This is a genomic window from Chamaesiphon sp. OTE_20_metabat_361 (genome assembly GCF_031364565.1).
This window is the reverse complement of the sequence record NZ_JANLWO010000284.1, coordinates 1-20,147: the sequence shown is the minus strand read 5'-3', so window position 1 is coordinate 20,147 and position 20,147 is coordinate 1. Positions and strand designations below refer to the sequence as shown.

The window sequence follows — 20,147 nt, the reverse complement described above, 5'->3', positions numbered from 1 at the left end:
GGGGAAACAAGCGACGTTTGCGGGGGAAGCTTCCCCCGCAAAGCTCGCGCCCCTGTTCCCGCACTTTTCGCTTCGCGGACTGAAGAATTTCCTAGTCCGCGAAGGCGGACTTTGCATCATGAGGAGTGGTTTTAACCACTTTGTGTATAAGTAGTTTTCCCTACTTTGCCCCGACTGGAGCGGGGATCATCTGCTGCATAAATAACATCGCCTTCTCGACCAACTCTGGCCCCGCTTTTTCTGGCGATCCGGTATCAAATGGCGGAGCGGGATTGTACTCTAGCAATAGTTGGGTAATCTTGGCGATTTCTTCGCCAAAAAGGATGCTAGTGAGCGTCAGACCAAAATCAATCCCTGCGGTTACGCCGCCACCAGTAATCCGATTGCGATCGACTACGACTCTTCCATTACCTGCTTCTACACCCAATTTGGTAAGTTGCTCGCGTCCTGCCCAGTGGATCGCCGCGCGATAACCTTCCAGCAGTCCGGCCTTAGCTAAAAACACCGAACCGCCACAAACAGAAGTCACGTACTTGGCGGTGCCACCTTGTTTGCGGAGAAATGCCAATAGCTCTGGGTCGTCTTCTACTGCCGCCTGTCCGATCCCGCCACCAATGCAGATAATATCCAAGTGGGGGCAATTGTCAAAGGTGGTATCTGGTAAAACCACCATCCCGTCGTCGGTTGTAATGGGGTCGAGCGTTTTCCAGATCCGATAAGTCTCGATCCCAGGTAGCGGACTTAAAACCTGCTGTGGCCCGATAATATCGAGAGCTGTCATGCCGGGATAAAAGATCAAACCAAGAGTGTACTTTGAGTCAGTCATAAATCGATTTCCTAGTGATGAGAGTAATAAAGCTGATGTGTCTATAATAAAAGTGGAAACCTGCCCGCGCATAGTCCTCGATCGGGTACTCTTTTGACACTATGGTTGCCTCCTTACAGCCTTTGTTTACGGCGATCGATTCGGTGAAAGACGAACGAAATTTAAAAGCAGATGTCACGTCAAAACTAGGCGAACACTTTGCAGCTAATCGATCGGGTGTTTTTTTCTTCGACCAAATTTCACAGTTAAACCCTAACCTTCAGAAAATTCTCAAGGTTGCCCTATCGATCGAACGTAATCCCGTTGCCCGTTATCTCACAGAGCGTCACGCACCCGTACATGAAGGCTTGGTGACATCCCCCAAGGTTTGGAAGATGATTTGTCCGCGTCCCGACCATTGGCACGTAATGGCTGGGCCGATCGTCGTTCGGGGTCAACTGGTAGGTATGGTCGGTTGCACTCGCGATAAGTCGATGCCTGCTTTCGACACCCAAAATCTCGCCGATTTGAGTGGGATTTGTTTGCACTTATCGGTCTGGGCAGCGACAACGCGTTCGCCTAGTGTTTCTGCCGGAAAATCGTCATCCCCATCTGGCAAAAATCAGCTATTGACCGCGCGTGAATTGCAAATTGTCGAACTAGTTGCTTTGGGGCGCACGAATGCCGAAATTGGCACTGAGCTGTGGATTACTGAAAATTCCGTTAAACAGGCTCTCAAGCGCATGTTTCGGAAGCTGGAAGTCTCCTCTCGTGCTGAAATGGTGGCACAGCTCTCTGCTGGTTAGCTATATATCTGGATTGGAATGGCGAACGCGACCCCCTGACAAGACTCTGAGATCGTGGTATCAACAGAAGTAGAGCGCAATGCTTACCGATAATCCGATCGCGTAGCGTTGGCTCTGTCAAATCGCTGCCCGAATTGCGGGAAACAAGAACGTGCCTTTTTACCATCACAAAAAAACGCCTGCATCGAACGCTTTAACCGATCTGATTCGCGCCGTAATTCGGATGAACGCAACGGTGCAAAAATCTGGCACACGCCTAATGAAAGGTACGGGCATCACCAATGCTCGATGGCAAACACTCAGCGATCTATTCGCACTGGAAAAGCCAGTCACTGTCAGCGAATTAGCGCGGTATATGGGCTTAACGCGGCAAGCCGTCCAACGACTCGCTGACGACATGGCTAGGGATGGTCTGGTTGAGTTCGTCAAAAATCCTGGGGATGCCCGCGCGATGCACTTGCTGCTCACGGACGCAGGTAGATCGACATATCACGATGCGTTAGAGCGCGAATGGCAATCGACAAATGCGATCGCCCAAGACTTTGACGAACAACAGATCGCGCGTGCTGTAACGCTTCTAGAAGCAATTACTCAGAGAATGCAAATTGACGATTGACAATATGCTGTCAATCAGTTAGGATGCGAGTATTGACAATATGCTGTCAATACTATTCGTAAGCAACCCATCAACCTAATGTCACATCCAACCGCCGCCGAACAGTTCGATCCGAGTAACCCGCAATTTACCGCCGATCGATTCGCGCTGATGGCGCAGATGCGTGAGGAAGCTCCCGTGACATTCCTACCCGCACTGCATGTTTACGCCGTGACGCGGTGGCAAGAAGTTCACGACGTTTTAGGCGATGCCGCGACCTTCGCCTCGTCCGAGGCTTTTAGCGCGGGACTACATATCGCACCTGAAGCTAGTGCAATTTATTCACTTTCATCGCCACTGTTTGCTTACAACCCGATTAACGTAGACAAGCCGCTCCATAGCCGCTTACGCGACCCGTTGATGGCGGCGTTCACGCCCAAGCGCACTCAGGCAATCGCTCCGACTGTGATTGCCGATGTTGAAGATATGCTCGATGCGATCGAGACTTCCGGCACTCAAACCGACCTGCTCCAGACCTTGTGCAAACCGTTACCCCTGAAAACGATCTGCCGTTTACTGGGTGTGCCCCTGGCAGATGCTGCGAAGTTGAGTGGCTGGTCGGATGCGCTGATTGCTTTCCAGACACCAGGCTTACCTGTCGAGGTGCAAGTTGCCGCAGCTCAAGGTTTGCGGGAGTTGGATAACTACATGCGCGAAAAGATTGCTCAAAAAGCCATAACGCCAGATGAGGGTTTGATTTCCGCGTTGGTCGCGGGTCGCGCTGCTGGGGAAAACGATTTGTCAGAAGATGAATTAGTCGCGGACGTTGCTGTCGTTTTCTTTGCCGGACACGAAACCACGATTAATACGATCGCTAATGCTTTACGTTCGCTGTTGGAGCGGCGTGAATATTGGGATGCGATCGCCGCAGGTACTATGGATACCGACAATCTCGTTGATGAACTCTTGCGCCACGATACATCGGTGATGGGCTTATACCGACGTGCCACTGTGGATACCGTTGTCGGCGGTGTGCCCATTCCCCAGGGTGCGATCGTCTGGGTATCTTATGGTGCGGCAAACCGCGATCCCGCTCTATTTAACGAGCCGGAAAAACTCCAATGTCCGCGTGGGAACGCCCGCCAGCATTTGACGTTCGGCTACGGTGCTCACTATTGCATCGGGCCGTTACTCGCTCGTCTGCAATTGCGTGAGGCAGTCACCCGCGTTGCAAAGCGTTTTCCAGCGATGCGGCTCGTACCAGGTGCGATTGTGCCAGAAATCCCCCATCATGGCTTGCTCGCTCCGCTTGCGCTTCCGGTATTGCTGAAATAGAAAAATAATCAATTAATAGTTGCGATCGAACGATGCGAATACCGCTCGAAGCTTGCGCGCCGCCTTAGCGGCGGTCGCTAAATCATACCCCAAGCCAGCAATGCCCATGTTTCTGATGGTGCCGTTGGCGTAGCCTCTCGGAACGAGAATCGTCAGGTTCAATTGCAGCCCTCGGTGCATATCAGTAAAGAAATAGCAGTTCATTTAAAGGAGTTTTGTGCCAACAGGAACAGGTCGATCGGGCACACACAGCGCGACTTCTCCGCTCTCGTTACAAAACCCAGTAACCAGACACTCAGACATGAAGGAACCGATCTGCTTTTTGGGAAAGTTGACCACAGCAACTACCAACTTGTCGATCGGCTCTTGAGGTTGATAAAGGTTTGTTATTTGTGCTGAGGACTTTTTGATTCCGATCTCCTCGCCGAAGTCAATCAGCAACTTGTAGGCAGGTTTGCGGGCTTCAGGAAATGGCTCGGCATTTATAACGCGACCAACGCGAAGCTCAACCTTAGTAAACTCATCCCAATCGATCTCGTCCAATGAGCATTACTCCTTATTTTCTAAGTTAACTATTTACTATTCTGACATTTATAAAGGATTAATAATCACAGGAGATGTAGCATGACTAGTTTGCTAACCGAAATAAAGCCACCCGTTCTGTTTTACCCAAATTTTCTCAACTCTTTAGATAACCTCGATTGGTTTCAAAAGTCTCAGCAACTGGCATGGACGCGGGGCGAAATCAACATGTATGGCAAATTAATTCCCGTACCGCGTGAGGAATCCCTCTTTGGCGACGACCTGCATTACGCATATCGCGGTACCCAAATTAAGGCGGCTCCCTGGCCGGAATTCCTGCTAGAAGCCCGCGATCGCATTCACGCATTGAGCGGATTTAAGTTCAATTTTGCCGTCGGTAATCGCTATCTCACAGGCAAAGACTCGATCGGCTGGCACTCCGATGACTTCCCGCAAATCGGTAAACGACCTGCGATCGCCTCTTTAAGCTTGGGTAGCACTCGCAAATTTAAGCTGCGGCACAAGGAGAGCGGGCAAACCGCTGACTACCAGCTAGAGAATGGGTCTTTGTTAATCATGCTCCCTGGCTGTCAAGAAGACTGGGTTCACGCGGTACCAAAAACCGCTCGTCCGGTTGGCGAACGCATCAACTGGACGTTTAGACCTCATGTGGATGCGACTGGATCATAGCGATCGAAATACAAACAAAACTAAACAAAGGAGAGCAATCATGATTTTAGTAACAGGAGCCACCGGACAGTTAGGGACAGCAGTAATCAACCATCTACTGAAAAAGACATCTGCAAACCAAGTTACCGCACTCGTGCGCGACGAAAGTAAAGCATCTGCCTTAAAGGAAAAAGGTGTAAACATCTGCGTCGGTAACTACGACGATCCAGCTTCGCTTGACAATGCAATGCAGGGGATCGAAATAGTATTACTTATCGCTGGAACGGATGAAGAAAATCGCCTGCGGCAACACCAAAATGTCGTAGATGCCGCTAAAAATGCTGGGGTTCAATGTATCGCCTACACCAGTCGGAATTTGAAAGATCCCAACACTTTAGTAAACAAGTTGATGAAGGGTCATTTTCAGACGGAAGATTGCATCAAAGCGAGTGGGTTGAACTATATTCTATTTCGCAATGTCTTGTATATGGATACAATTCCACAGTTCGTGGGGGCAAAAGTTTTTGATACGGGGATTAATTTACCAACCGATCGCGGACGAGTTGCTTTTGCCCTGAGAAGCGAAATGGGAGAAGCGATTGCAAATGTATTGTTAGAAGGCGATCGCAGTAACCGCATCTACCAACTTACAAGCAGCGAATCATATTCTTTTGAAGATGTTGCAGCTACCCTGTCTGATTTATCAGGTAAGAAGGTCGATTATATATCTATTGAAAAATCGGTATTTGAGTCGCAAATGAAAGAGCGTGGCGTACCGGAAATTATGGTGCAGCGGGTCGTAGGTTTTCTCACAGACATCAAAAACGGTCAGGAAGCAAAGGTCAGCCCCGACCTGGAAAATCTACTGGGTCGATCGCCTGCCGAGCTTCAAGAGGGGTTGAAAGTTCTTTTCAATTTATAGAACCCATTTAGGGTCTTTGGGAGCGATCTTCAGTTAGAAACGGCTATGTTACATCTCCCTTAAAGGAATCGATCGATCGTAATTCTGTCTAACGCCCCCGTTCACCCGCCGCCAGTAAATTTTCGGACTTAACGAAGAAAATCAATACGGTCGGTGTGCAACGGGCTTGTTAGACAGTCGGTATCCTGTCATATTCTTCTGGCTCCACATCGGGAACTTTTGCTAAGATTGCTTCATACTTTGCCCGATTACCTCTTCCAGCCCTATCTTTGAGGTAATTCTCGGTCATCAAAGCTGAGAGCTTTTCGGCAATCGCAGTAGATATAAACTGATCGATAGAAATCCCATCACGACCAGCAAGATCGGATAGACTTTTGTGTAATGAGTCAGGAATCTGAACTCGAACAATACTCATGGCAACTTTCCTATCAGGCGCAAAAACTCTGAAGGCTCAAGTAGCTTCAAGCCAAACTGCTCAATACCTGCAAAGTCACGGGTGTTATATGTAATTATACTCTCACATCCTGCTTTAACTGCAAGCTCCAGTACCATCTCATCTTTTGGATCGCGCAAGAATGGTCGCCACAGAAAGAAAATTTCATGAGGTACTCCCACTGCACAGTAGAAATCGATTAGGTCATCGACTTCATCACGATTTAGATAGAGATTTGGTAGCTCCCGTAGCAAAACCTCCGTATATTCCAGTACAAGAGGTACTGACAAGTGTATGTCAAATTGTTCTGTATCAATGAGTGACAGCAACTGAAATGCACTACCACGTCTAGACCTCAACCCAGCAACAATGACATTAGTATCAATGACGAGGTATTGGCATTTGGAACTGGAAGACTATTATTTGTACCTCTCAACTCTATCATCAGAATCGATCGACCATTTATTGCAATTCCTCAAATCGCGATCGATTACCGAAATCGATCGACATCAGGTTTTGGCAACATCAGTATTGCTTACGCAATTATTTGTGGCCTAAAGACTAGTTTCGCCACTTATTCTAGCGTCGTTTCTGCCACATGATATTTTCAACAATGATTGGGTAGTCAGCCGACCCTTGCCATTTTGCATCCAATCCAAACCGTCGAAGCTCTACAACAATCCTGTTGGCAACTCTTGTAAGATCTGTTTCCTCTTCCTCAATGCACCCATAGGCGAGCAGCAGTTGCCCAGTTTTAATTGCTCGTTCAGTGAATTGCAAGTGGTAGAAGACATATCCTTCAATCGATTGATGCTTTTCTTCCTGCTCAACCTCATCCCAGATTTCGGTAAATCCACAGTTGTTACAGCAACTGAAGTTTTGTCGAGCTACAATACCTTGGCAGTTAAGAGATGCAAATGCTTTGTCTAAGCGATCGCAGTCTGTTAGGGATCCCCAAGTACCCTGCTCGGCTCGATATTTAACCAGTGAATCAGCAACGACGCGGTTAATTTCTGTACGTAGATTACTGCGTTCGAGTGTTTCTAGCGCATAGTGTGAAGCACTTTCAATAATTTCGTGGACTGAATCGAAGCCTTCCCGAATCCGCAAATCAATGAAAGCACGCATGTCTTCAGGTATTTTATCCATCGTGAAATCTCAAGCAGTCTAACTATTTATTAGGCGGAAACTTTTCGCCTATTCCCTGAAAATGGGGATGATATCCGGAAAAAGATCGGTGCAAACTCTGATGACTCGTCCAAACTTTCCGAATATCGCTCCATAATAGCGCGATCTCCAGAAAGTTTCCGGATATCACCCCAAATTTTGCACGATCGCTATCTGATTGAAACCAGAATCATACTCACCATCAAAATACCAACTAAATGATAGGAACCACTGATTGCTCCGTAAAGGAGTGGTCGGGGAATATTCGGGTTAATGGCGATATCGACGGTATTGGCAACTAAATAACCAAATCCCACAACTATCGCAAACACCAGTGCATCTTGATAAGACTCTACGTTCAGAGCATTCATCAAAATCGCACTAGTAAGTGTAACTATTAGGGTACAGATTGCTGGCCCTACAATGAAAATAGGAGTCAAACTTTGTTGTGGCTCATTCTCTTTCCCCAATGAAATCGTATACTGTTTTTTGAACAGAACCGTATACCAAACAACAGCAAGCAAAAAGTAGACAACAAAAGCAAATAGCACTCCAAACCAATTTAAAGCTGAAATTGCATTAATCATCATTCGATATTTCCTGTACTTTTAAGGATGTGCCACCAGTATAGGATGGAGTAATGACAACCCTATGTCAGGGGTGCTCGAACAAAAATCAGTGGTATCGGTCGAAATATTCTTGCAAGGTCAGATCGTGAGGAGTAAATGTTTTGGAACGTATTTCTATTTTTTTAATCCGATCGAGTCGAAAATACCTAAACTCCTGACGCAACAGGCACCACGCCACCAATAACCAATTCGATCGCACGCTCAATAAAGCAAATGGCTCGATGGTTCTATCTGTAGTCTCATTGACTTCATTTACATATTCGATTTTTGTCAATAAAAAGTTGGTCAGTGCAAATTGTAGAATCGACAAATTACTACTCGTTCGTTCGATATTCTCGATCTGGGTAAATTGTGTTCGATCGGTAAGTAAGTTGGCTTTATCTTTGATATTTAGAGTTAACACAGATTTAATTTTATCAATCGCTGCCGAATAATCTTTTATCAAAGAGAAATCTTTATTATTTAGAACTAATTGTTCGGCAATGATTAAAGCATTTGCTTCGCTTTCGGTAAACATCACAGGCGGAAGCCGATAATGCTCCATCAGGCTGTAGCCTTTACCTTCTTCAACATAAAGTGGAATGCCCGCTTGTTCCAATGCCCTAATGTCTCGATAAATCGTTCTGACACTTACTGAAAATTTGGCGGCAAGTTCGGGTGCAGTCACCAGTCTTTTAGTCTGCAATTGGGTAACGATCGCCGTCAATCGTGAAATTCGTTTTGTATCGTTATTATTCACCGATCGGATTCTCGATAGAATTTGAATTAAAGAGTCGGCTTAGAAGTCCCCATCATATCGCAAATCTTATCGATGCTCCTGTGGAGACACTGCGTAAATGAGTGTAATCTTTTTGCATACGGATCTTGACTAAAATCGCTGTAGTAAAATTAAATTAACCTGAGCATAAACGGTGGCTTCGATCGTGACAAACCAAGAATTAGCGGTTGCCTTCGATTGGGAACACGCTTTATCTTACGATAAGTCAATTATTACGGCAGGCAGATTCGATGCACCCGTGCTGTTCTTCCAGAATCTGCTGATGCACGCTTGGTATGCAAAACGAGGCTCGATAAACTAAATGATGAATCATTCTCGAAATCGTCGGAGATTGTTGCTGGCTGGTGTATCTGTGCCGTTGGCGTAGCCTATCGGAGATAATCGCGGCTGTTTGGACATCGTGGGCTACTCAGGGAAATGCTACTGTTTCGGCTCAGGCACAGTTCGTAAAACTCGAACAGACGCTGGCGGTTCGTCTGGGTGTATGTGCAATTAACACAGCCAATAGTAACCAACTGAGCTATCATGCTGATGAGTATTTTCCCATGTGTAGCACTTTCAAGGTAATTCTGGCATCTGCCATCCTGAAGCGCAGCACACAGATCGATGGGCTGATGTATCAGCGGATAAAATACCCGCAGAGCGATCTGGTGACGTATTCCCCCATTACCAAACAGCATATTGAAGATGGCATGACGGTTACTGCTCTGTGCGCCGCAGAGATCCAGTACAGTGACAACACAGCTTCAAATCTATTGATGAACATCCTTGGTGGCCCTGTTGCTGTGACTACGTTTGCGCGATCGATCGGCGATCGTCAATTTCGACTCGTTGGCGTAGCCTCTCGCTTGCGAGAATCGTTGGGAAACTGCGCTTAATTCATCGATTCCAGGCGATAGAAGAGATACCTCGACACCAAATGCGATGGCAATTAGTCTCCAACGACTCGCATTTGGAGACGCACTAGAGCCGCGTCTCCAGTTGCAATTACGAGTTTGGTTACAGGGTAATACGACTGGGGCGGCACGCATTCGTGCTGGTGTTCCCGCCGATTGGCAGGTCGGCGATAAGACGGGTACTGGCGACTATGGTACCGCCAATGATATTGGCTTGCTGTGGCCGCCTCGACGTGCGCCCATTGTCGTTGCCATTTATACTACTCAAGGTGAGAAAGATGCCAAGGCGCGTAATGACGTTATTGCATTGGCAGCTCGAATCGTCGTCGATTGGCTGGGCTAATAAGTGCTTCGGTTGTGCCTTAGTAATATGCGCGTTATCTTGATTCTTCTTTCCAATTTCACCAATCAGATATGAAATTATTGATGGATATCCTAGCATTGGCAATCGCTAGATCGCGATCTAAGTTAGCTTCACTTTGATTATAAGCATAAATAAAATTAATATCAGTCACTCCAATATACTCAAAGATATACCTAAAATAAGATTCAAATTTTTTTATCACCTCATCTTGATTTTTATTACGTGGATAGTTATTTATTTGATTAGCAATGACTAGCAATTTTTTACCGTGCAACAGTCCTTGAGAGTCATGTGTATTTTCTGTAACAGCAAGATTGGTTCTCGCAATCAGGTCGATATAAGTTTTTAAAGTAGACGGGATAATAAAGTTAAGAATAGGTAAAGAGATTAAATATCGATCGTTTAAAAGGAGTTCATCTACTAATTCCTTGGATGAAAATAGTTCACTGATGCTATCGAGTATCGATCTATCTGATTTTATATTTGTTTGAAAAACCATTAAAAATATTCAACTTAGGGCTTATTCTGTTAAGGTAAGATTTATCAAATTGTGCAAGCTGTCGATTAGGATGCCTGAAATAGAATCAACAATGGGCAGCCCGATTAGTCTGGTCGAAATCGATGAACAGTTGAGTGAAGCCCTAGTTTCATCTAGTCGGCAAATGGGCTGGAAGGGAATATTAGTCGAACATTACCGACATTCTGAAGAACCAGGTGAACTTGAAGTTCCGGCTCTTCCAGATCATTGGCTCACTTTACCGCTGGGAAAACCTGCCCACTTGACCCAAAAGCGTGATGATACTCTACATGAATCGACAGTCCAAAAGGGTGATATTATCTGTTTCCCCGCTGGAAGATCGAGTTACTGGCACATAGAAGGTCGTGTAAGTGATGATTTTCTATCAGCCAATGCTGCATATTCAGTTGCAATCAAGATTGATGACCCATGTTGCCGAAAAACTTGAGTTTGGGCAGGGGCAAGTTGAGTTAGTCAACTGTTTTGGCAATCATGACTTACCACTCCACAACATTGCGATGTTACTTGCTGCGGAGGTAGAAACTGGGGGATTGATGGGAGAGTTGTACCGAGAATCATTAACTCAGGCGTTTGTAATTTATCTATTGCGAAATTATTCAACGATCGATCGAGAAATCAAACCTCAACATCAAAGTTTAACCAATATGCAGTTACAGCAAGCGATCGATTACATCCAAGATCGTCTTGGTGGAGACTTATCACTAATTCAAATTGCCGAGAATATTAACATCAGTCCGAATTACTTCGCTAGTTTGTTTAAACAAAAGACTGGCATTTCACCACATCAATATGTGATTCAGCAACGAGTAGATCGAGCGATAGTCCTCCTTCAAAAAACAGATTTGAGAATTAGTGAAATTGCTTCACGAGTTGGTTTCTCTAGCCAGAGCCATCTCACTCACCACATTAAAAGAGCTACTGGGATGACTCCAAAACAGATTGCTAAAATCAGAAGATCGTGAAAACTATTATGAGCGAAAGGGTGATAAGCACCCTTTTGCTTTAGCCATTTTTCATTGAAAAGTGCCTTTTGTTTCAAAACTATATTCCAATTTGCAAAACAATTTTGCCGCGCGTGCGACCGCTTTCGGAAAGTTGGAGTGCCTTTTTCACTTCCGCAAGTGGCAAAACGGTTGAAACATGCGCTGTTAATTTGCCTTCGTCAACCAATTTGCCGATCGCGGTTAATTGTTCCACGTTGGGTTTGCAGTAGACCCGCGCGGCATGGACACCAAATTCCCGCGCTGTTTCTGCGGACGGAAACTGTACTGCCGTAACTAGGAATCCACCTGGTTTCAAAGTTTGGAACGCTTTTTCAAAAGTGCCGCCGCCGACCGTATCGAAGACGACATCAACGTCTTTAACGACTTCTTCAAAGTTTTGCTTGGTGTAATCGACGAACTTATCCGCGCCTAAATCTCTGACAAATGCTTCATTGCGACCCGAAGCCATGCCGATGACAAATGCGCCTTTGGCTTTAGCAATTTGAACGGCTAGCGAACCGACTCCGCCGGAAGCAGCGGTTATCAAAATTGTCTGCCCACTGCTCAGATTCGCCAAGTCAAACATCGCTTGCCATGCAGTCAGCGCACCGAGCGGAATTGCCGCCGCATTCTCGAAATCGAGACTTTGGGGTTTGGGTGCTATTTCTCCGATTTTGGCGATCGCGTATTCGGCGTAACCGCCAGAGGTGACTATCCCGTAAACCGCATCGCCCTCCTTAAAATCTCTGATATCACTGCCAATCTTTTCGATCGTTCCAGCAATCTCCCCACCGAGAAAAATGGGAAGTTTCAGCCCTAACCTTTCGCCTGCACCGTTGCGGATCTTCCAGTCGATCGGATTGACCCCCGCGACACGAACTTTTACCAGCACTTCATCCGCTTTCGGCTCTGGGCGTTCGACATCGACATAATTTACAACGTCTTCATTACCGTATGCGTTAATTACGATTGCTTTCATTTTGTTCTCCAGTGTTCCGTTCAAATAGATGAAACTAACGATTTAGTGAGTTCATCACCGCTTCAGGATAGCTATTTCCGGCAGCAGCACCGATCGGGACAACTGCTTCAATCTGTTGAAGTTCGGCAGCAGTTAACACAATGTCTAAGGCTCCCACATTTTCATGCAGTCGTACTTGACGTTTCATGCCAGGAATGGGGATGATGTCTTCACCTTTTGCCAACAGCCAAGCGAGGGCAAGTTGGGCAGGCGTACACTGCTTTTGGGTCGCAATTTCCCCGATTTTTTCGACCAGTTTTAAATTGCGATAAAAATTCTCGCCTTGAAAGCGGGGACTGTGCCGCCGCCAATCGTCTGGTGGAAAGTTATCGGGAGATTGAAAGGCTCCCGTCAAAAATCCGCGTCCCAGGGGTGAGTAAGCAACTAAACTCGTGCCCAATTCTCGACACGCGGGCAACAGATCGGTTTCCGGCTCTCGCGTCCAGAGACTGTATTCTGTTTGCAGCATGGCGATCGGATGCACCTGAGCCGCACGTCGCAGGGTATCGGCACTCGCTTCTGAGAGTCCGGCATAGCGCACTTTGCCGTCTTGAATCAGGTCGGCGATCGCACCAACCGTATCCTCGATCGGCACATGCAGATCGACTCGTGCGGGATAGTACAGATCGATGTAGTCCACCCCCAACCGCTGCAAGCTATAAGCTAAAAAGTTTTGCACGGCAACCGGACGGCTATCTTCACCGTTAAAGCCACCTTTGTGGTCGCGCAGTGCCCCGAACTTCACGGCAATAAATACTTTATCACGGGGAATCCCTTTAATCGCTTCGCGAATCAGCAACTCGTTGTGACCCATGCCATAAAAGTCGCCTGTGTCGAGAAAGTTAATCCCGATGTCGATCGCGGCTCGAATCGTCGCGATACTTTCAGCATCATCGCTATGGCGATCGCCATAGAAGTCGGACATGCCCATGCAGCCCAATCCCAATGCCGAGACTTGCGCGTCTGTCTTTCCCAGTTGGCGATATTTCATCATCTTACCCCTTTAAATTAATTGAGAATTGAGAATTGAGAATTGAGAATTGGGTTACAGACAGCAATTTAGGTTAATTAATGAGGTCATCTATTGATATTCATTTTGTTCGGCATTCATTTCCCGATTCAAACGCTGGAGTGCTGGCATGGCGATCAGCATCACCGCAACAGCAACCAGTACCTGAACCGCACCCGACCAATAGGGAGCGGTTGGACTCACGGCTTCATATAGCCAACCTGCCCACAGCGGCCCGATTACTTGCGCTAGTGCCATCACTGCCGCAATACTGCCCTGCACCCGCCCTTGAACATCTGCGCCCATACTTTTGGACATCGCTCCGGTGAGGCAGGTCTGGACGAGCGGTTGTCCCAAGCTATAGATCGCCATTCCGCCATACAGCAGTTGCACAGTACCTGTAATTGGGAATAGACCGATGAGAAAGAAGCCAAATCCGGCGATCGATCCACCCACAATTGCCAGATGAATTTCTTGAAAACGTCGCAGTAACAGCGGTAGGACGATAAGCTGCATTAAGACAACAGTGACCCCAAAAGATACCAATAAAGGAGAAATTTGCTCTGGAGTCCAATTGAGTCGATCGGCAACCAAGCTCGGCAAGTTAGACGAAGGCAGAATCACGATCGACCAGAACAGCAGATAACTCAGCAGTAGCAATCGGATTTGCGGAAATTGTAAGATGTCGCGGGTTTGAGTCAGTGGATTTAGTTGACTCAGCGGCAGTTCCGTCGATCGCTGCGCGTGTGGCAAACTTTCTGGCATCGAGAAGTAGCCCCAGATCACCGCAAACACGAGCAGCCCGATTAACACATACAGCGGCGCAACCGGGCTAATCCGGGAGACAAAACCACTCGTGGCTGGGCCAACAATAAACCCCGAACCAATTGCCGCCGTCAGAAAAGCAAAGTAGCGAGTGCGCTCGCTCGGTTGGGTGGTATCTGCTACATAGGAAAAAGCGGTGCCAATCCAACACTCACACACGCCTACAAGCATCCAGCCTACAAACAAGACCCACAATGCTCCACCGATCGCAAACATCGCAAAGCCGAGGATTGCGCCACACAGACTCACCAGCATCACCATTCGTCGCCCATAGCGATCGCTAATCGCTCCCAGAATGGGCGCACTGAGAAATTGTGCGAAAGAATAGCTCGAAAACAGCAGCCCGATGGTCAAGGCATTGCCACCATACTGCTCGACTAAAGCTGGCAAGATCGGGCCAATGAGTCCGATATAAAACGTGCTGAGAAATGCCGCAAACAGAATGAATGGATGCAGCCGATGCGGCGGTTGCGACGGAGCGGAGCTGCGTGCTAATCGCTTCATATTCATGTCCTACTCTCCAATGTCGGTTGTCGATCGGGTTGGCTGTGCAGAGACTTTTTAGCGTTGGCGTAGCCGCGCCGCGAGGTAATCGCGTTCACTGCGTTGCGTTTCCTTAATCTCCATTAGGCCAAACTCGATCGACAAAGGGCATGGATATTTTCTCGACAGACTTGCCTATTTCTAAGTTTGAGCAAAATCAAGGGTCGCAATCGAAAACAATTAGCTCTAACCCAAGTTGCTACCTATTATACTCACAGCGGTTAAAACCGCCGCTTGTGATGCAAAGTCCGCCTGTCTTGAAAAGGTGCTCTACTTGGGGTTTCCCCAAGACCGCACTTTTCGCTACGCGGACTAATATTTCAGTCCGCGTAGGCGGACTTCGCAACATTAGCCCCGAATTCATTCGGAGGTAATTCTTTGTCGAAAGCTCAATGGCGACAGTTCGGTGTGTTTTTTGAAGAAGCGGGAGAAGTGTCCTGCGTCCTTAAATCCCAACCGAGCAGCAATTTCCTGGACTGATTGTGACGATCGAGCCAACATGGCTTTTGCCTCGGCGATCGTCTTTTCGGCAATCCAACTATTAACCGATTTACCCGTTTTGTATTTGATAACAGTGCTGAAATAGTTGGGATGTAAATACTGTGCCTGGGCGTAGTCCTGCACTTGCAACAGGCGATCGCATTTGCCAGTCAGTAAATCGCGAAAGTGCGCTTCTAAATTGCGCTGAAATGTCAGTGTGATGTTAGAACTGGTTACAGCTTCAGTGAGTGGATCGTATGCCTTCCAAAATCGCTCTTTAATTTTGAGTAGCAACACCACCATTAAACAGCCGATCGTTTGATGCTTATAAACAGAATCCGACTGATATTCTTGCAACAACATACCGCCCAAGTTATCAAAGATTTGAAAGACTTCGCGATCGGGATAGTTCGGTGGCACAACTTCAGCAATTAGAAATGGAAATTCATCCAAAATATCATCACGAACATATTGCTTCAGGAATGATTCTGAGAAGGTGATGAGATAGCCTTTTAATGTTTCATCAACCTCAAATCCTTTTAGATGTCCTGGATTGGTAAAATAAATAATGTTGCCGCGCGTCACATAGGATCGATCGTCAATGAGGTAGCGACCTCGCCCTTCACTCAGAATTAAAACTGTGTAGAAGCTCGTCCGAAATAGTGGCGACTTAACTGGAAAGTTTGGAAATAGTTCCTCATTCCGATGAATCGTAAAGCCAACGTCTTGCTCTAGCTTACCGCCAAAGGAAGCATAAAGTTCGGACATCGAATCGTATGTTTTAATCGCATCACTCATTCGGATTGATGTGAATTTAACCGTCAGATTGTTTGTATCTAGAGCGATCGGACAAAAGTGACTTCGCTGGATAACCAGATCGCGACAATTCGATGTTTTAGAATCAAATTGTCGATCGTTGGTCTTTGACCAACGCTTTTTTGCTTAGTGGAAATGCGGAAGTAGCTTGTGCTTGACAAACTGCTCGAAGGTAGTTGAGGTGGTTGTTTCTACGGTGCGGGCTGTGGCATAAACCCCGTCGGGATCGCCCAGCGCATGGAACAGATCGCCCATTTCACGCTGAACATCGGCAGTCGCACCCATTGCGGCAAATTGCTGCTGGAGTGATTCAATACTGACTCCCTCGAATTTGACCGGATAGCCCCGCACTTGTGACAGTATTGCACATGTTTCCAGTAATGTGAGATTTTCAGGCCCCATCAAATTTCGCGTCCATTGACCTGCCCAATGTCGATCTAGTAGATATCGTGCAGCCACATCCCCGATATCATCAGTGCTAATCCACGGAAGATCGTGGTCGATTGGATAAGGAAACCGTACTATGCGATCGCAATCGATCGTTTCAACTTGCATCAGGAAATTTTCCATAAAATAGCCAGGACGTAGATGGACGACATTAGCTCCAGTTTGATTGAAGATCGATTCAACATCGCCACTAAATGAGACTGTGCCCAGGTTTGGTTTTGCACCCGCACCAATGCTAGAAATGTTCACGACGCGCGGAATGTTATTAGCACGTACAGCGTTCGCTCCTGCCTGTGCCGTTTGCAGATACCAATCTCTCATATTCGGCACATCCAGCTTCGGTGGTGTCAACCAAAACAACGCATCTGCTTGTTGCGTTACCTCTATTAATCCTTGAGCATCGTCACTGCTAATCGGGTGAACGATCGCACCTTTAGCAACGAGATCTGCTAGCTTCTCTGGATTGCGTGCTAGGAGAACCGTTTCGGCTCCAGACTGAATGACTTTTTCGGCGGTACGGCGACCAATGTTGCCCGATGCGGCTGCAATTACAATTTTCATATTTATCCTCTGTTATGAATTTGGCTTCGATGAGAAAGCAGTTGGGCTGCTGCCCATTAGTTCGAGAATCGGAGCCGGATTCCAATATTCGCGGTAGTGAATAATCTTGCCATCCTTGGTTTCTAGCCGCGCCACATAGTCTTGCTGATAAGTTTGACCCGTCGCTACAAATACAGCTTCTCCATGAAATTCAGCAAGTAGAACAGTTGGAATCGGTGTTTGATATTCACGAATATCTGTAAAGACCCAGTTTTGTAATTGTGAGGTTGCGTTCTTCATGTGGTTGTAAATCGCGGGTTTGCCTTCAAATCGAGTCGGCGCACCTAGCGCGGTAGCATAGGGAAATTCGACGACGGCATCTTCAGCTAGGAGGTCAGACCAAGCATCAACATCTGTGCCGATTAATGCCAAATGAGCTGCAAAAATTCGTTGGTTTTCGACCTGCCGGAGGCGATCGATCGAATTGTATTCCATAGCTGTTGTTAGTTAATTTGAGTTACTGTTTTTCAGGGAATAGACGGAAACTTTCTGTCACCCAGAGGATGCTGGGCAGATCTTGGTTGAGGTGCATCAAGTTGTGCGCGACCTAGCTGGAGCAGTGCTTACCGATGAGCATGTTTGGCTACCGTTTCACCATCGAGCAAGGCTTGATTAAAGCAATGGAAGTCTGTCCACTCCCATCAGTGTAGAAAGTTCTTGCATGTAATTTCTATCAGGTTCCTAATCCGATTTATCAGATTCTTACGCTCTTAGAAACCTGTTTTGGCGTACTTCCAGTGAGCCGCTTAAAATGTTGCGTTAAATGACTCTGACTAGAAAAGCCGACTTGGAAAGCGATACTCGCGATCGCTAAATCCGTAGTCTTCAACAGTACTTGCGCCCGTTTGACCCGCTGTTGAATCACATACTGATGTGGCGAATTCCCCGTAGCGCGTTTGAACAAAGTGGAAAAGTAAGTCGGGCTGATGTTAATAGATTCGGCAATTTCAGCCAGTGATAAGCTTTGGTCTAAATGAGCCTGAATATAATCGATCGTTTGTCGTAACTGGATGGCAGTTAAACCATTGTGCTGGGGCGCAATATTCGGCACAGAGCTGGAATAGTTGCGGAGCAGATGAATGACAAGTATCTGGGTTAAGGATTCCACATATAACCGACCCATGATGCCATCCGACTTGAGTTCGGATAACAGCAGCATCGCAATCTGATGGAGGCGTAGATCGGGCTTAGAGAAACAGTTGACAAGATCGATCGAATCGATTTCAGCAGCTTGAGCAACTTGCCGCACCAGTGCTGGATTCAAGTGAATGTGTAGCATTGTCTCGTCGGTATCGCTTGCTTCACCCCGCCAGTAGCTTGGTTGTCCAGCCGGAGTAAAGATGCTGTGACCCCTGTGAACGAGTGACTCATGTAGGCGACCGTCACTCTTCTGAGTCAAGTGAGCCGGATGTCCTAGCCGTAAGTTGAGCCAATGCTCCGATAAAGCCGGAACATCCATCTCACAGACGGTGGCAGAACTTGGATACTGATATTGTTGGACTAAAACGCCACTCCAGCTGAGTGATTGACTAGAGGATACTAGCGATTTATTCAAGCGTTGCTGGAGTTCGATTGCGCTCAGTAATTTGCTGGTCATCGGCTGTGGCTTATCTGACTCATTGAAGATATCTGATGACGATCTTAACGCCGATCGCTGTGAGGAATTTAAAGCGTTGGGTTATTTTATCTACAAAACATCAGGTGTAATTTTCCCAAGTAGACGCTCTGCGTTGGCTCCCGCGCTTACGCGATCTTCAAGCCAAATTTTCTAAATCGTAAGAATCTGATAGATTTTCGTAAGAATCTGCAACAAGCCAGTTACCAGAGACTTGTATACTCCAGGTAATATGTGGAAGCTCGATCTAAGTATGGCAATTATTCTAGGCACTTGCCCTCAGTAGGTGTACTGGCGACGATAGGATTATCGGTTCTGCTATCAAAACACTTATTTAAATGGCGATTTATTAGCCAACGGTGGGATGTTTAGTAGCGATAAAATTGGATCGCAATTTAATCTGATTGTGGATAGATCTGATTTTAGCAACACTCGTCAAACTTAGACTCCACTAATAATGTTATTTAGATAAAACGACCATAAATGCAAGACAGTATTCTGACAACGCTAGTTTTACCGATCGCCTTGGCAATAATTATGCTGGGGCTGGGATTATCACTCAAAAGTGATGATTTTTTGCGGATTTTTAAATATCCAAAAGCTGTAACGATCGGATTAATCGGTCAGTTGGTTATCTTACCAATTATTGCCTTAGCGATCGTCAAAGTTATTCCGATGCCACCAGCAATCGCAGTAGGGTTAATTATTCTCGCGCTGTGTCCGTGCGGCCCATCATCGAACATGATTACCTATTTAGCTGGTGGGGATGTGGCATTGGCTGTCACCCTGACGGTGTTTAGCAGTATGATTACGATCTTTACAATTCCCCTATTTGCCAGTCTGGCGGTGAATTCTTTTCTCGGCACAAATGCAATCGTCTCCTTACCGATTGGGGCAACGATGGGACAAATCTTTGTAATTACAGTGATTCCGATCGCGTTAGGGATGTATATCCAGCATCAATTCCCTAAAATTGCGCGACGGTTAGAGAAGGTTACTAATAAATTAGCGGTTGGCTTTTTAGTACTCATTATTATCCTCCTAGTTGCCAAAGAATGGAGTAAATTACCTGGTTTTATCGTGCAGGCTGGTATGGGTGTAATGTTACTAAATATCCTTGGTATGGCAGCCGGATATGCGATTAGTAAAATGCTCAATCTCAATATTGCCCAACAAATTTGTATCGCGATCGAAGTCGGGATTCAAAATGGGACGCTTGCGATCGCGATTACTGCTGGAATCTTAAAAGATGCAGAAATGGCGATTCCTGCGGCTATTTATAGCTTGTTTATGTATCTGACTGGATTTGCTGTCATTGCTTATGGCAAAAGTTTGACTAGTCATAGTCATTC

Annotated in this window: 26 protein-coding genes and 2 pseudogenes; 12 read left to right on the top strand and 16 right to left on the bottom strand. The window is 46.5% G+C overall.

The window, feature by feature from the left end; all coding sequences use genetic code 11:
* Nucleotides 1–160: 160 nt before the first annotated feature.
* Complete coding sequence (locus tag RMO35_RS08445) at nucleotides 161–826, bottom strand: DJ-1/PfpI family protein (RefSeq protein WP_309740211.1); 666 nt, start codon at nucleotides 824–826, stop codon at nucleotides 161–163.
* 101 nt (nucleotides 827–927) lie between these two features.
* Here RMO35_RS08445 and RMO35_RS08440 point away from each other — a divergent pair, with 101 nt between their 5' ends.
* From RMO35_RS08440 to RMO35_RS08430, 3 genes are all read left to right on the top strand, one after another.
* A complete protein-coding gene (locus tag RMO35_RS08440) occupies nucleotides 928–1,611 on the top strand; it encodes a helix-turn-helix transcriptional regulator (RefSeq protein WP_309740210.1) in 684 nt (227 codons plus the stop codon).
* Nucleotides 1,612–1,762: 151 nt separating this feature from the next.
* Complete coding sequence (locus tag RMO35_RS08435) at nucleotides 1,763–2,227, top strand: MarR family transcriptional regulator (RefSeq protein ID WP_309740208.1); 465 nt, start codon at nucleotides 1,763–1,765, stop codon at nucleotides 2,225–2,227.
* Nucleotides 2,228–2,305: 78 nt separating this feature from the next.
* The gene (locus RMO35_RS08430) at nucleotides 2,306–3,541 is read left to right on the top strand and encodes a cytochrome P450 (RefSeq protein ID WP_309740206.1); all 1,236 of its coding nucleotides are present in this window, start codon (nucleotides 2,306–2,308) and stop codon (nucleotides 3,539–3,541) included.
* A 12-nt stretch (nucleotides 3,542–3,553) separates the two neighbouring features.
* Here the strand turns inward: RMO35_RS08430 and RMO35_RS08425 are convergent, their stop codons facing one another.
* Both RMO35_RS08425 and RMO35_RS08420 read right to left on the bottom strand, forming a co-directional pair.
* Nucleotides 3,554–3,745 carry a hypothetical protein gene (locus tag RMO35_RS08425; protein WP_309740205.1) on the bottom strand — a complete coding sequence of 64 codons (192 nt, stop codon included), beginning with the start codon at nucleotides 3,743–3,745 and terminating at the stop codon, nucleotides 3,554–3,556.
* Nucleotides 3,746–4,084, bottom strand: a complete 339-nt coding sequence (locus RMO35_RS08420) for a tRNA-binding protein (RefSeq protein WP_309740204.1) — start codon at nucleotides 4,082–4,084, stop codon at nucleotides 3,746–3,748.
* Between the two features lie 81 nt (nucleotides 4,085–4,165).
* On the opposite strand from RMO35_RS08420, the gene RMO35_RS08415 reads away from it, so the two are divergent.
* Both RMO35_RS08415 and RMO35_RS08410 read left to right on the top strand, forming a co-directional pair.
* On the top strand, nucleotides 4,166–4,753 hold the full coding sequence (locus RMO35_RS08415; protein WP_309740203.1) for an alpha-ketoglutarate-dependent dioxygenase AlkB: 588 nt from the start codon (nucleotides 4,166–4,168) through the stop codon (nucleotides 4,751–4,753).
* A gap of 40 nt (nucleotides 4,754–4,793) precedes the next feature.
* On the top strand, nucleotides 4,794–5,654 hold the full coding sequence (locus RMO35_RS08410) for an SDR family oxidoreductase (RefSeq protein ID WP_309740201.1): 861 nt from the start codon (nucleotides 4,794–4,796) through the stop codon (nucleotides 5,652–5,654).
* A gap of 169 nt (nucleotides 5,655–5,823) precedes the next feature.
* On the opposite strand, the gene RMO35_RS08405 is transcribed toward RMO35_RS08410, so the two are convergent.
* Together RMO35_RS08405 and RMO35_RS08400 are read right to left on the bottom strand one after the other, a co-directional pair.
* Nucleotides 5,824–6,069, bottom strand: a complete 246-nt coding sequence (locus tag RMO35_RS08405; protein ID WP_309740199.1) for a toxin-antitoxin system HicB family antitoxin — start codon at nucleotides 6,067–6,069, stop codon at nucleotides 5,824–5,826.
* Nucleotides 6,066–6,446 (bottom strand): PIN domain-containing protein, encoded by a 381-nt coding sequence (locus tag RMO35_RS08400; RefSeq protein ID WP_309740198.1) that lies wholly within the window; start codon nucleotides 6,444–6,446, stop codon nucleotides 6,066–6,068. Before RMO35_RS08400 ends, RMO35_RS08405 begins: the two co-directional genes overlap by 4 nt.
* Nucleotides 6,447–6,456: 10 nt before the next feature.
* Here RMO35_RS08400 and RMO35_RS08395 point away from each other — a divergent pair, with 10 nt between their 5' ends.
* On the top strand, nucleotides 6,457–6,645 hold the full coding sequence (locus RMO35_RS08395; protein ID WP_309740197.1) for a hypothetical protein: 189 nt from the start codon (nucleotides 6,457–6,459) through the stop codon (nucleotides 6,643–6,645).
* A gap of 21 nt (nucleotides 6,646–6,666) precedes the next feature.
* Here RMO35_RS08395 and RMO35_RS08390 read toward each other — a convergent pair whose 3' ends face one another.
* From RMO35_RS08390 to RMO35_RS08380, 3 genes are all read right to left on the bottom strand, one after another.
* On the bottom strand, nucleotides 6,667–7,236 hold the full coding sequence (locus RMO35_RS08390) for a DUF6891 domain-containing protein (RefSeq protein ID WP_309740196.1): 570 nt from the start codon (nucleotides 7,234–7,236) through the stop codon (nucleotides 6,667–6,669).
* A gap of 188 nt (nucleotides 7,237–7,424) precedes the next feature.
* Nucleotides 7,425–7,844: a DUF1761 domain-containing protein gene (locus tag RMO35_RS08385; protein ID WP_309740194.1), complete on the bottom strand. Its 420-nt coding sequence runs from the start codon at nucleotides 7,842–7,844 to the stop codon at nucleotides 7,425–7,427.
* An 85-nt stretch (nucleotides 7,845–7,929) separates the two neighbouring features.
* Nucleotides 7,930–8,622, bottom strand: a complete 693-nt coding sequence (locus RMO35_RS08380) for a YafY family protein (RefSeq protein ID WP_309740193.1) — start codon at nucleotides 8,620–8,622, stop codon at nucleotides 7,930–7,932.
* 172 nt (nucleotides 8,623–8,794) lie between these two features.
* Here RMO35_RS08380 and RMO35_RS08375 point away from each other — a divergent pair, with 172 nt between their 5' ends.
* Together RMO35_RS08375 and bla are read left to right on the top strand one after the other, a co-directional pair.
* Complete coding sequence (locus RMO35_RS08375) at nucleotides 8,795–8,962, top strand: hypothetical protein (protein ID WP_309740192.1); 168 nt, start codon at nucleotides 8,795–8,797, stop codon at nucleotides 8,960–8,962.
* Between the two features lie 3 nt (nucleotides 8,963–8,965).
* Nucleotides 8,966–9,900: pseudogene (bla, locus tag RMO35_RS25245) on the top strand (class A beta-lactamase).
* A 58-nt stretch (nucleotides 9,901–9,958) separates the two neighbouring features.
* On the opposite strand, the gene RMO35_RS08360 reads toward bla, so the two are convergent.
* Nucleotides 9,959–10,420: an NAD(P)H-dependent oxidoreductase gene (locus tag RMO35_RS08360; RefSeq protein WP_309740187.1), complete on the bottom strand. Its 462-nt coding sequence runs from the start codon at nucleotides 10,418–10,420 to the stop codon at nucleotides 9,959–9,961.
* A 70-nt stretch (nucleotides 10,421–10,490) separates the two neighbouring features.
* On the opposite strand from RMO35_RS08360, the gene RMO35_RS08355 reads away from it, so the two are divergent.
* A complete protein-coding gene (locus tag RMO35_RS08355) occupies nucleotides 10,491–10,886 on the top strand; it encodes a hypothetical protein (RefSeq protein WP_309740185.1) in 396 nt (131 codons plus the stop codon).
* The gene (locus RMO35_RS08350) at nucleotides 10,861–11,421 is read left to right on the top strand and encodes an AraC family transcriptional regulator (protein WP_309740183.1); all 561 of its coding nucleotides are present in this window, start codon (nucleotides 10,861–10,863) and stop codon (nucleotides 11,419–11,421) included. The genes RMO35_RS08355 and RMO35_RS08350 overlap by 26 nt, the downstream gene beginning before the upstream one ends.
* Before the next feature lie 79 nt (nucleotides 11,422–11,500).
* Here RMO35_RS08350 and RMO35_RS08345 read toward each other — a convergent pair whose 3' ends face one another.
* From RMO35_RS08345 to RMO35_RS08320, 6 genes are all read right to left on the bottom strand, one after another.
* The gene (locus tag RMO35_RS08345; RefSeq protein WP_309740182.1) at nucleotides 11,501–12,421 is read right to left on the bottom strand and encodes an NADP-dependent oxidoreductase; all 921 of its coding nucleotides are present in this window, start codon (nucleotides 12,419–12,421) and stop codon (nucleotides 11,501–11,503) included.
* Between the two features lie 34 nt (nucleotides 12,422–12,455).
* Nucleotides 12,456–13,451, bottom strand: coding sequence for an aldo/keto reductase (locus tag RMO35_RS08340; protein WP_396135631.1), 996 nt, complete (start codon nucleotides 13,449–13,451; stop codon nucleotides 12,456–12,458).
* Between the two features lie 90 nt (nucleotides 13,452–13,541).
* Complete coding sequence (locus RMO35_RS08335; RefSeq protein WP_309740179.1) at nucleotides 13,542–14,798, bottom strand: MFS transporter; 1,257 nt, start codon at nucleotides 14,796–14,798, stop codon at nucleotides 13,542–13,544.
* 399 nt (nucleotides 14,799–15,197) lie between these two features.
* Nucleotides 15,198–16,115, bottom strand: a complete 918-nt coding sequence (locus tag RMO35_RS08330) for an AraC family transcriptional regulator (protein ID WP_309740176.1) — start codon at nucleotides 16,113–16,115, stop codon at nucleotides 15,198–15,200.
* A 144-nt stretch (nucleotides 16,116–16,259) separates the two neighbouring features.
* Nucleotides 16,260–17,141, bottom strand: a complete 882-nt coding sequence (locus RMO35_RS08325) for an NAD(P)H-binding protein (protein WP_309740175.1) — start codon at nucleotides 17,139–17,141, stop codon at nucleotides 16,260–16,262.
* A gap of 12 nt (nucleotides 17,142–17,153) precedes the next feature.
* Nucleotides 17,154–17,615: a nuclear transport factor 2 family protein gene (locus RMO35_RS08320; RefSeq protein ID WP_309740173.1), complete on the bottom strand. Its 462-nt coding sequence runs from the start codon at nucleotides 17,613–17,615 to the stop codon at nucleotides 17,154–17,156.
* A 58-nt stretch (nucleotides 17,616–17,673) separates the two neighbouring features.
* Here RMO35_RS08320 and RMO35_RS25240 point away from each other — a divergent pair.
* Nucleotides 17,674–17,830 (top strand): annotated as a pseudogene (locus RMO35_RS25240) (nuclear transport factor 2 family protein); the annotation flags it as partial.
* A 44-nt stretch (nucleotides 17,831–17,874) separates the two neighbouring features.
* Here RMO35_RS25240 and RMO35_RS08315 read toward each other — a convergent pair.
* The gene (locus RMO35_RS08315) at nucleotides 17,875–18,777 is read right to left on the bottom strand and encodes an AraC family transcriptional regulator (protein ID WP_309740172.1); all 903 of its coding nucleotides are present in this window, start codon (nucleotides 18,775–18,777) and stop codon (nucleotides 17,875–17,877) included.
* Nucleotides 18,778–19,278: 501 nt separating this feature from the next.
* Here RMO35_RS08315 and RMO35_RS08310 point away from each other — a divergent pair.
* On the top strand, nucleotides 19,279–20,147 hold an 869-nt coding region (locus RMO35_RS08310; RefSeq protein WP_309740170.1), incomplete at its 3' end, for a bile acid:sodium symporter family protein.

Coding starts and splice junctions, on each gene's coding strand:
- RMO35_RS08425 (WP_309740205.1), bottom strand. CDS start 3,745: ATGAACTGCTATTTCTTTACTGATATGCACCGAGGGCTGCAATTGAAC.
- RMO35_RS08325 (WP_309740175.1), bottom strand. CDS start 17,141: ATGAAAATTGTAATTGCAGCCGCATCGGGCAACATTGGTCGCCGTACC.
- RMO35_RS08320 (WP_309740173.1), bottom strand. CDS start 17,615: ATGGAATACAATTCGATCGATCGCCTCCGGCAGGTCGAAAACCAACGA.
- RMO35_RS08335 (WP_309740179.1), bottom strand. CDS start 14,798: ATGAAGCGATTAGCACGCAGCTCCGCTCCGTCGCAACCGCCGCATCGG.
- RMO35_RS08410 (WP_309740201.1), top strand. CDS start 4,794: ATGATTTTAGTAACAGGAGCCACCGGACAGTTAGGGACAGCAGTAATC.
- RMO35_RS08330 (WP_309740176.1), bottom strand. CDS start 16,115: ATGAGTGATGCGATTAAAACATACGATTCGATGTCCGAACTTTATGCT.
- RMO35_RS08395 (WP_309740197.1), top strand. CDS start 6,457: ATGACATTAGTATCAATGACGAGGTATTGGCATTTGGAACTGGAAGAC.
- RMO35_RS08385 (WP_309740194.1), bottom strand. CDS start 7,844: ATGATGATTAATGCAATTTCAGCTTTAAATTGGTTTGGAGTGCTATTT.
- RMO35_RS08405 (WP_309740199.1), bottom strand. CDS start 6,069: ATGAGTATTGTTCGAGTTCAGATTCCTGACTCATTACACAAAAGTCTA.
- RMO35_RS08430 (WP_309740206.1), top strand. CDS start 2,306: ATGTCACATCCAACCGCCGCCGAACAGTTCGATCCGAGTAACCCGCAA.
- RMO35_RS08355 (WP_309740185.1), top strand. CDS start 10,491: ATGCCTGAAATAGAATCAACAATGGGCAGCCCGATTAGTCTGGTCGAA.
- RMO35_RS08345 (WP_309740182.1), bottom strand. CDS start 12,421: ATGAAAGCAATCGTAATTAACGCATACGGTAATGAAGACGTTGTAAAT.
- RMO35_RS08415 (WP_309740203.1), top strand. CDS start 4,166: ATGACTAGTTTGCTAACCGAAATAAAGCCACCCGTTCTGTTTTACCCA.
- RMO35_RS08315 (WP_309740172.1), bottom strand. CDS start 18,777: ATGACCAGCAAATTACTGAGCGCAATCGAACTCCAGCAACGCTTGAAT.
- RMO35_RS08445 (WP_309740211.1), bottom strand. CDS start 826: ATGACTGACTCAAAGTACACTCTTGGTTTGATCTTTTATCCCGGCATG.
- RMO35_RS08360 (WP_309740187.1), bottom strand. CDS start 10,420: ATGGTTTTTCAAACAAATATAAAATCAGATAGATCGATACTCGATAGC.
- RMO35_RS08440 (WP_309740210.1), top strand. CDS start 928: ATGGTTGCCTCCTTACAGCCTTTGTTTACGGCGATCGATTCGGTGAAA.
- RMO35_RS08390 (WP_309740196.1), bottom strand. CDS start 7,236: ATGGATAAAATACCTGAAGACATGCGTGCTTTCATTGATTTGCGGATT.
- RMO35_RS08340 (WP_396135631.1), bottom strand. CDS start 13,451: ATGAAATATCGCCAACTGGGAAAGACAGACGCGCAAGTCTCGGCATTG.
- RMO35_RS08350 (WP_309740183.1), top strand. CDS start 10,861: ATGACCCATGTTGCCGAAAAACTTGAGTTTGGGCAGGGGCAAGTTGAG.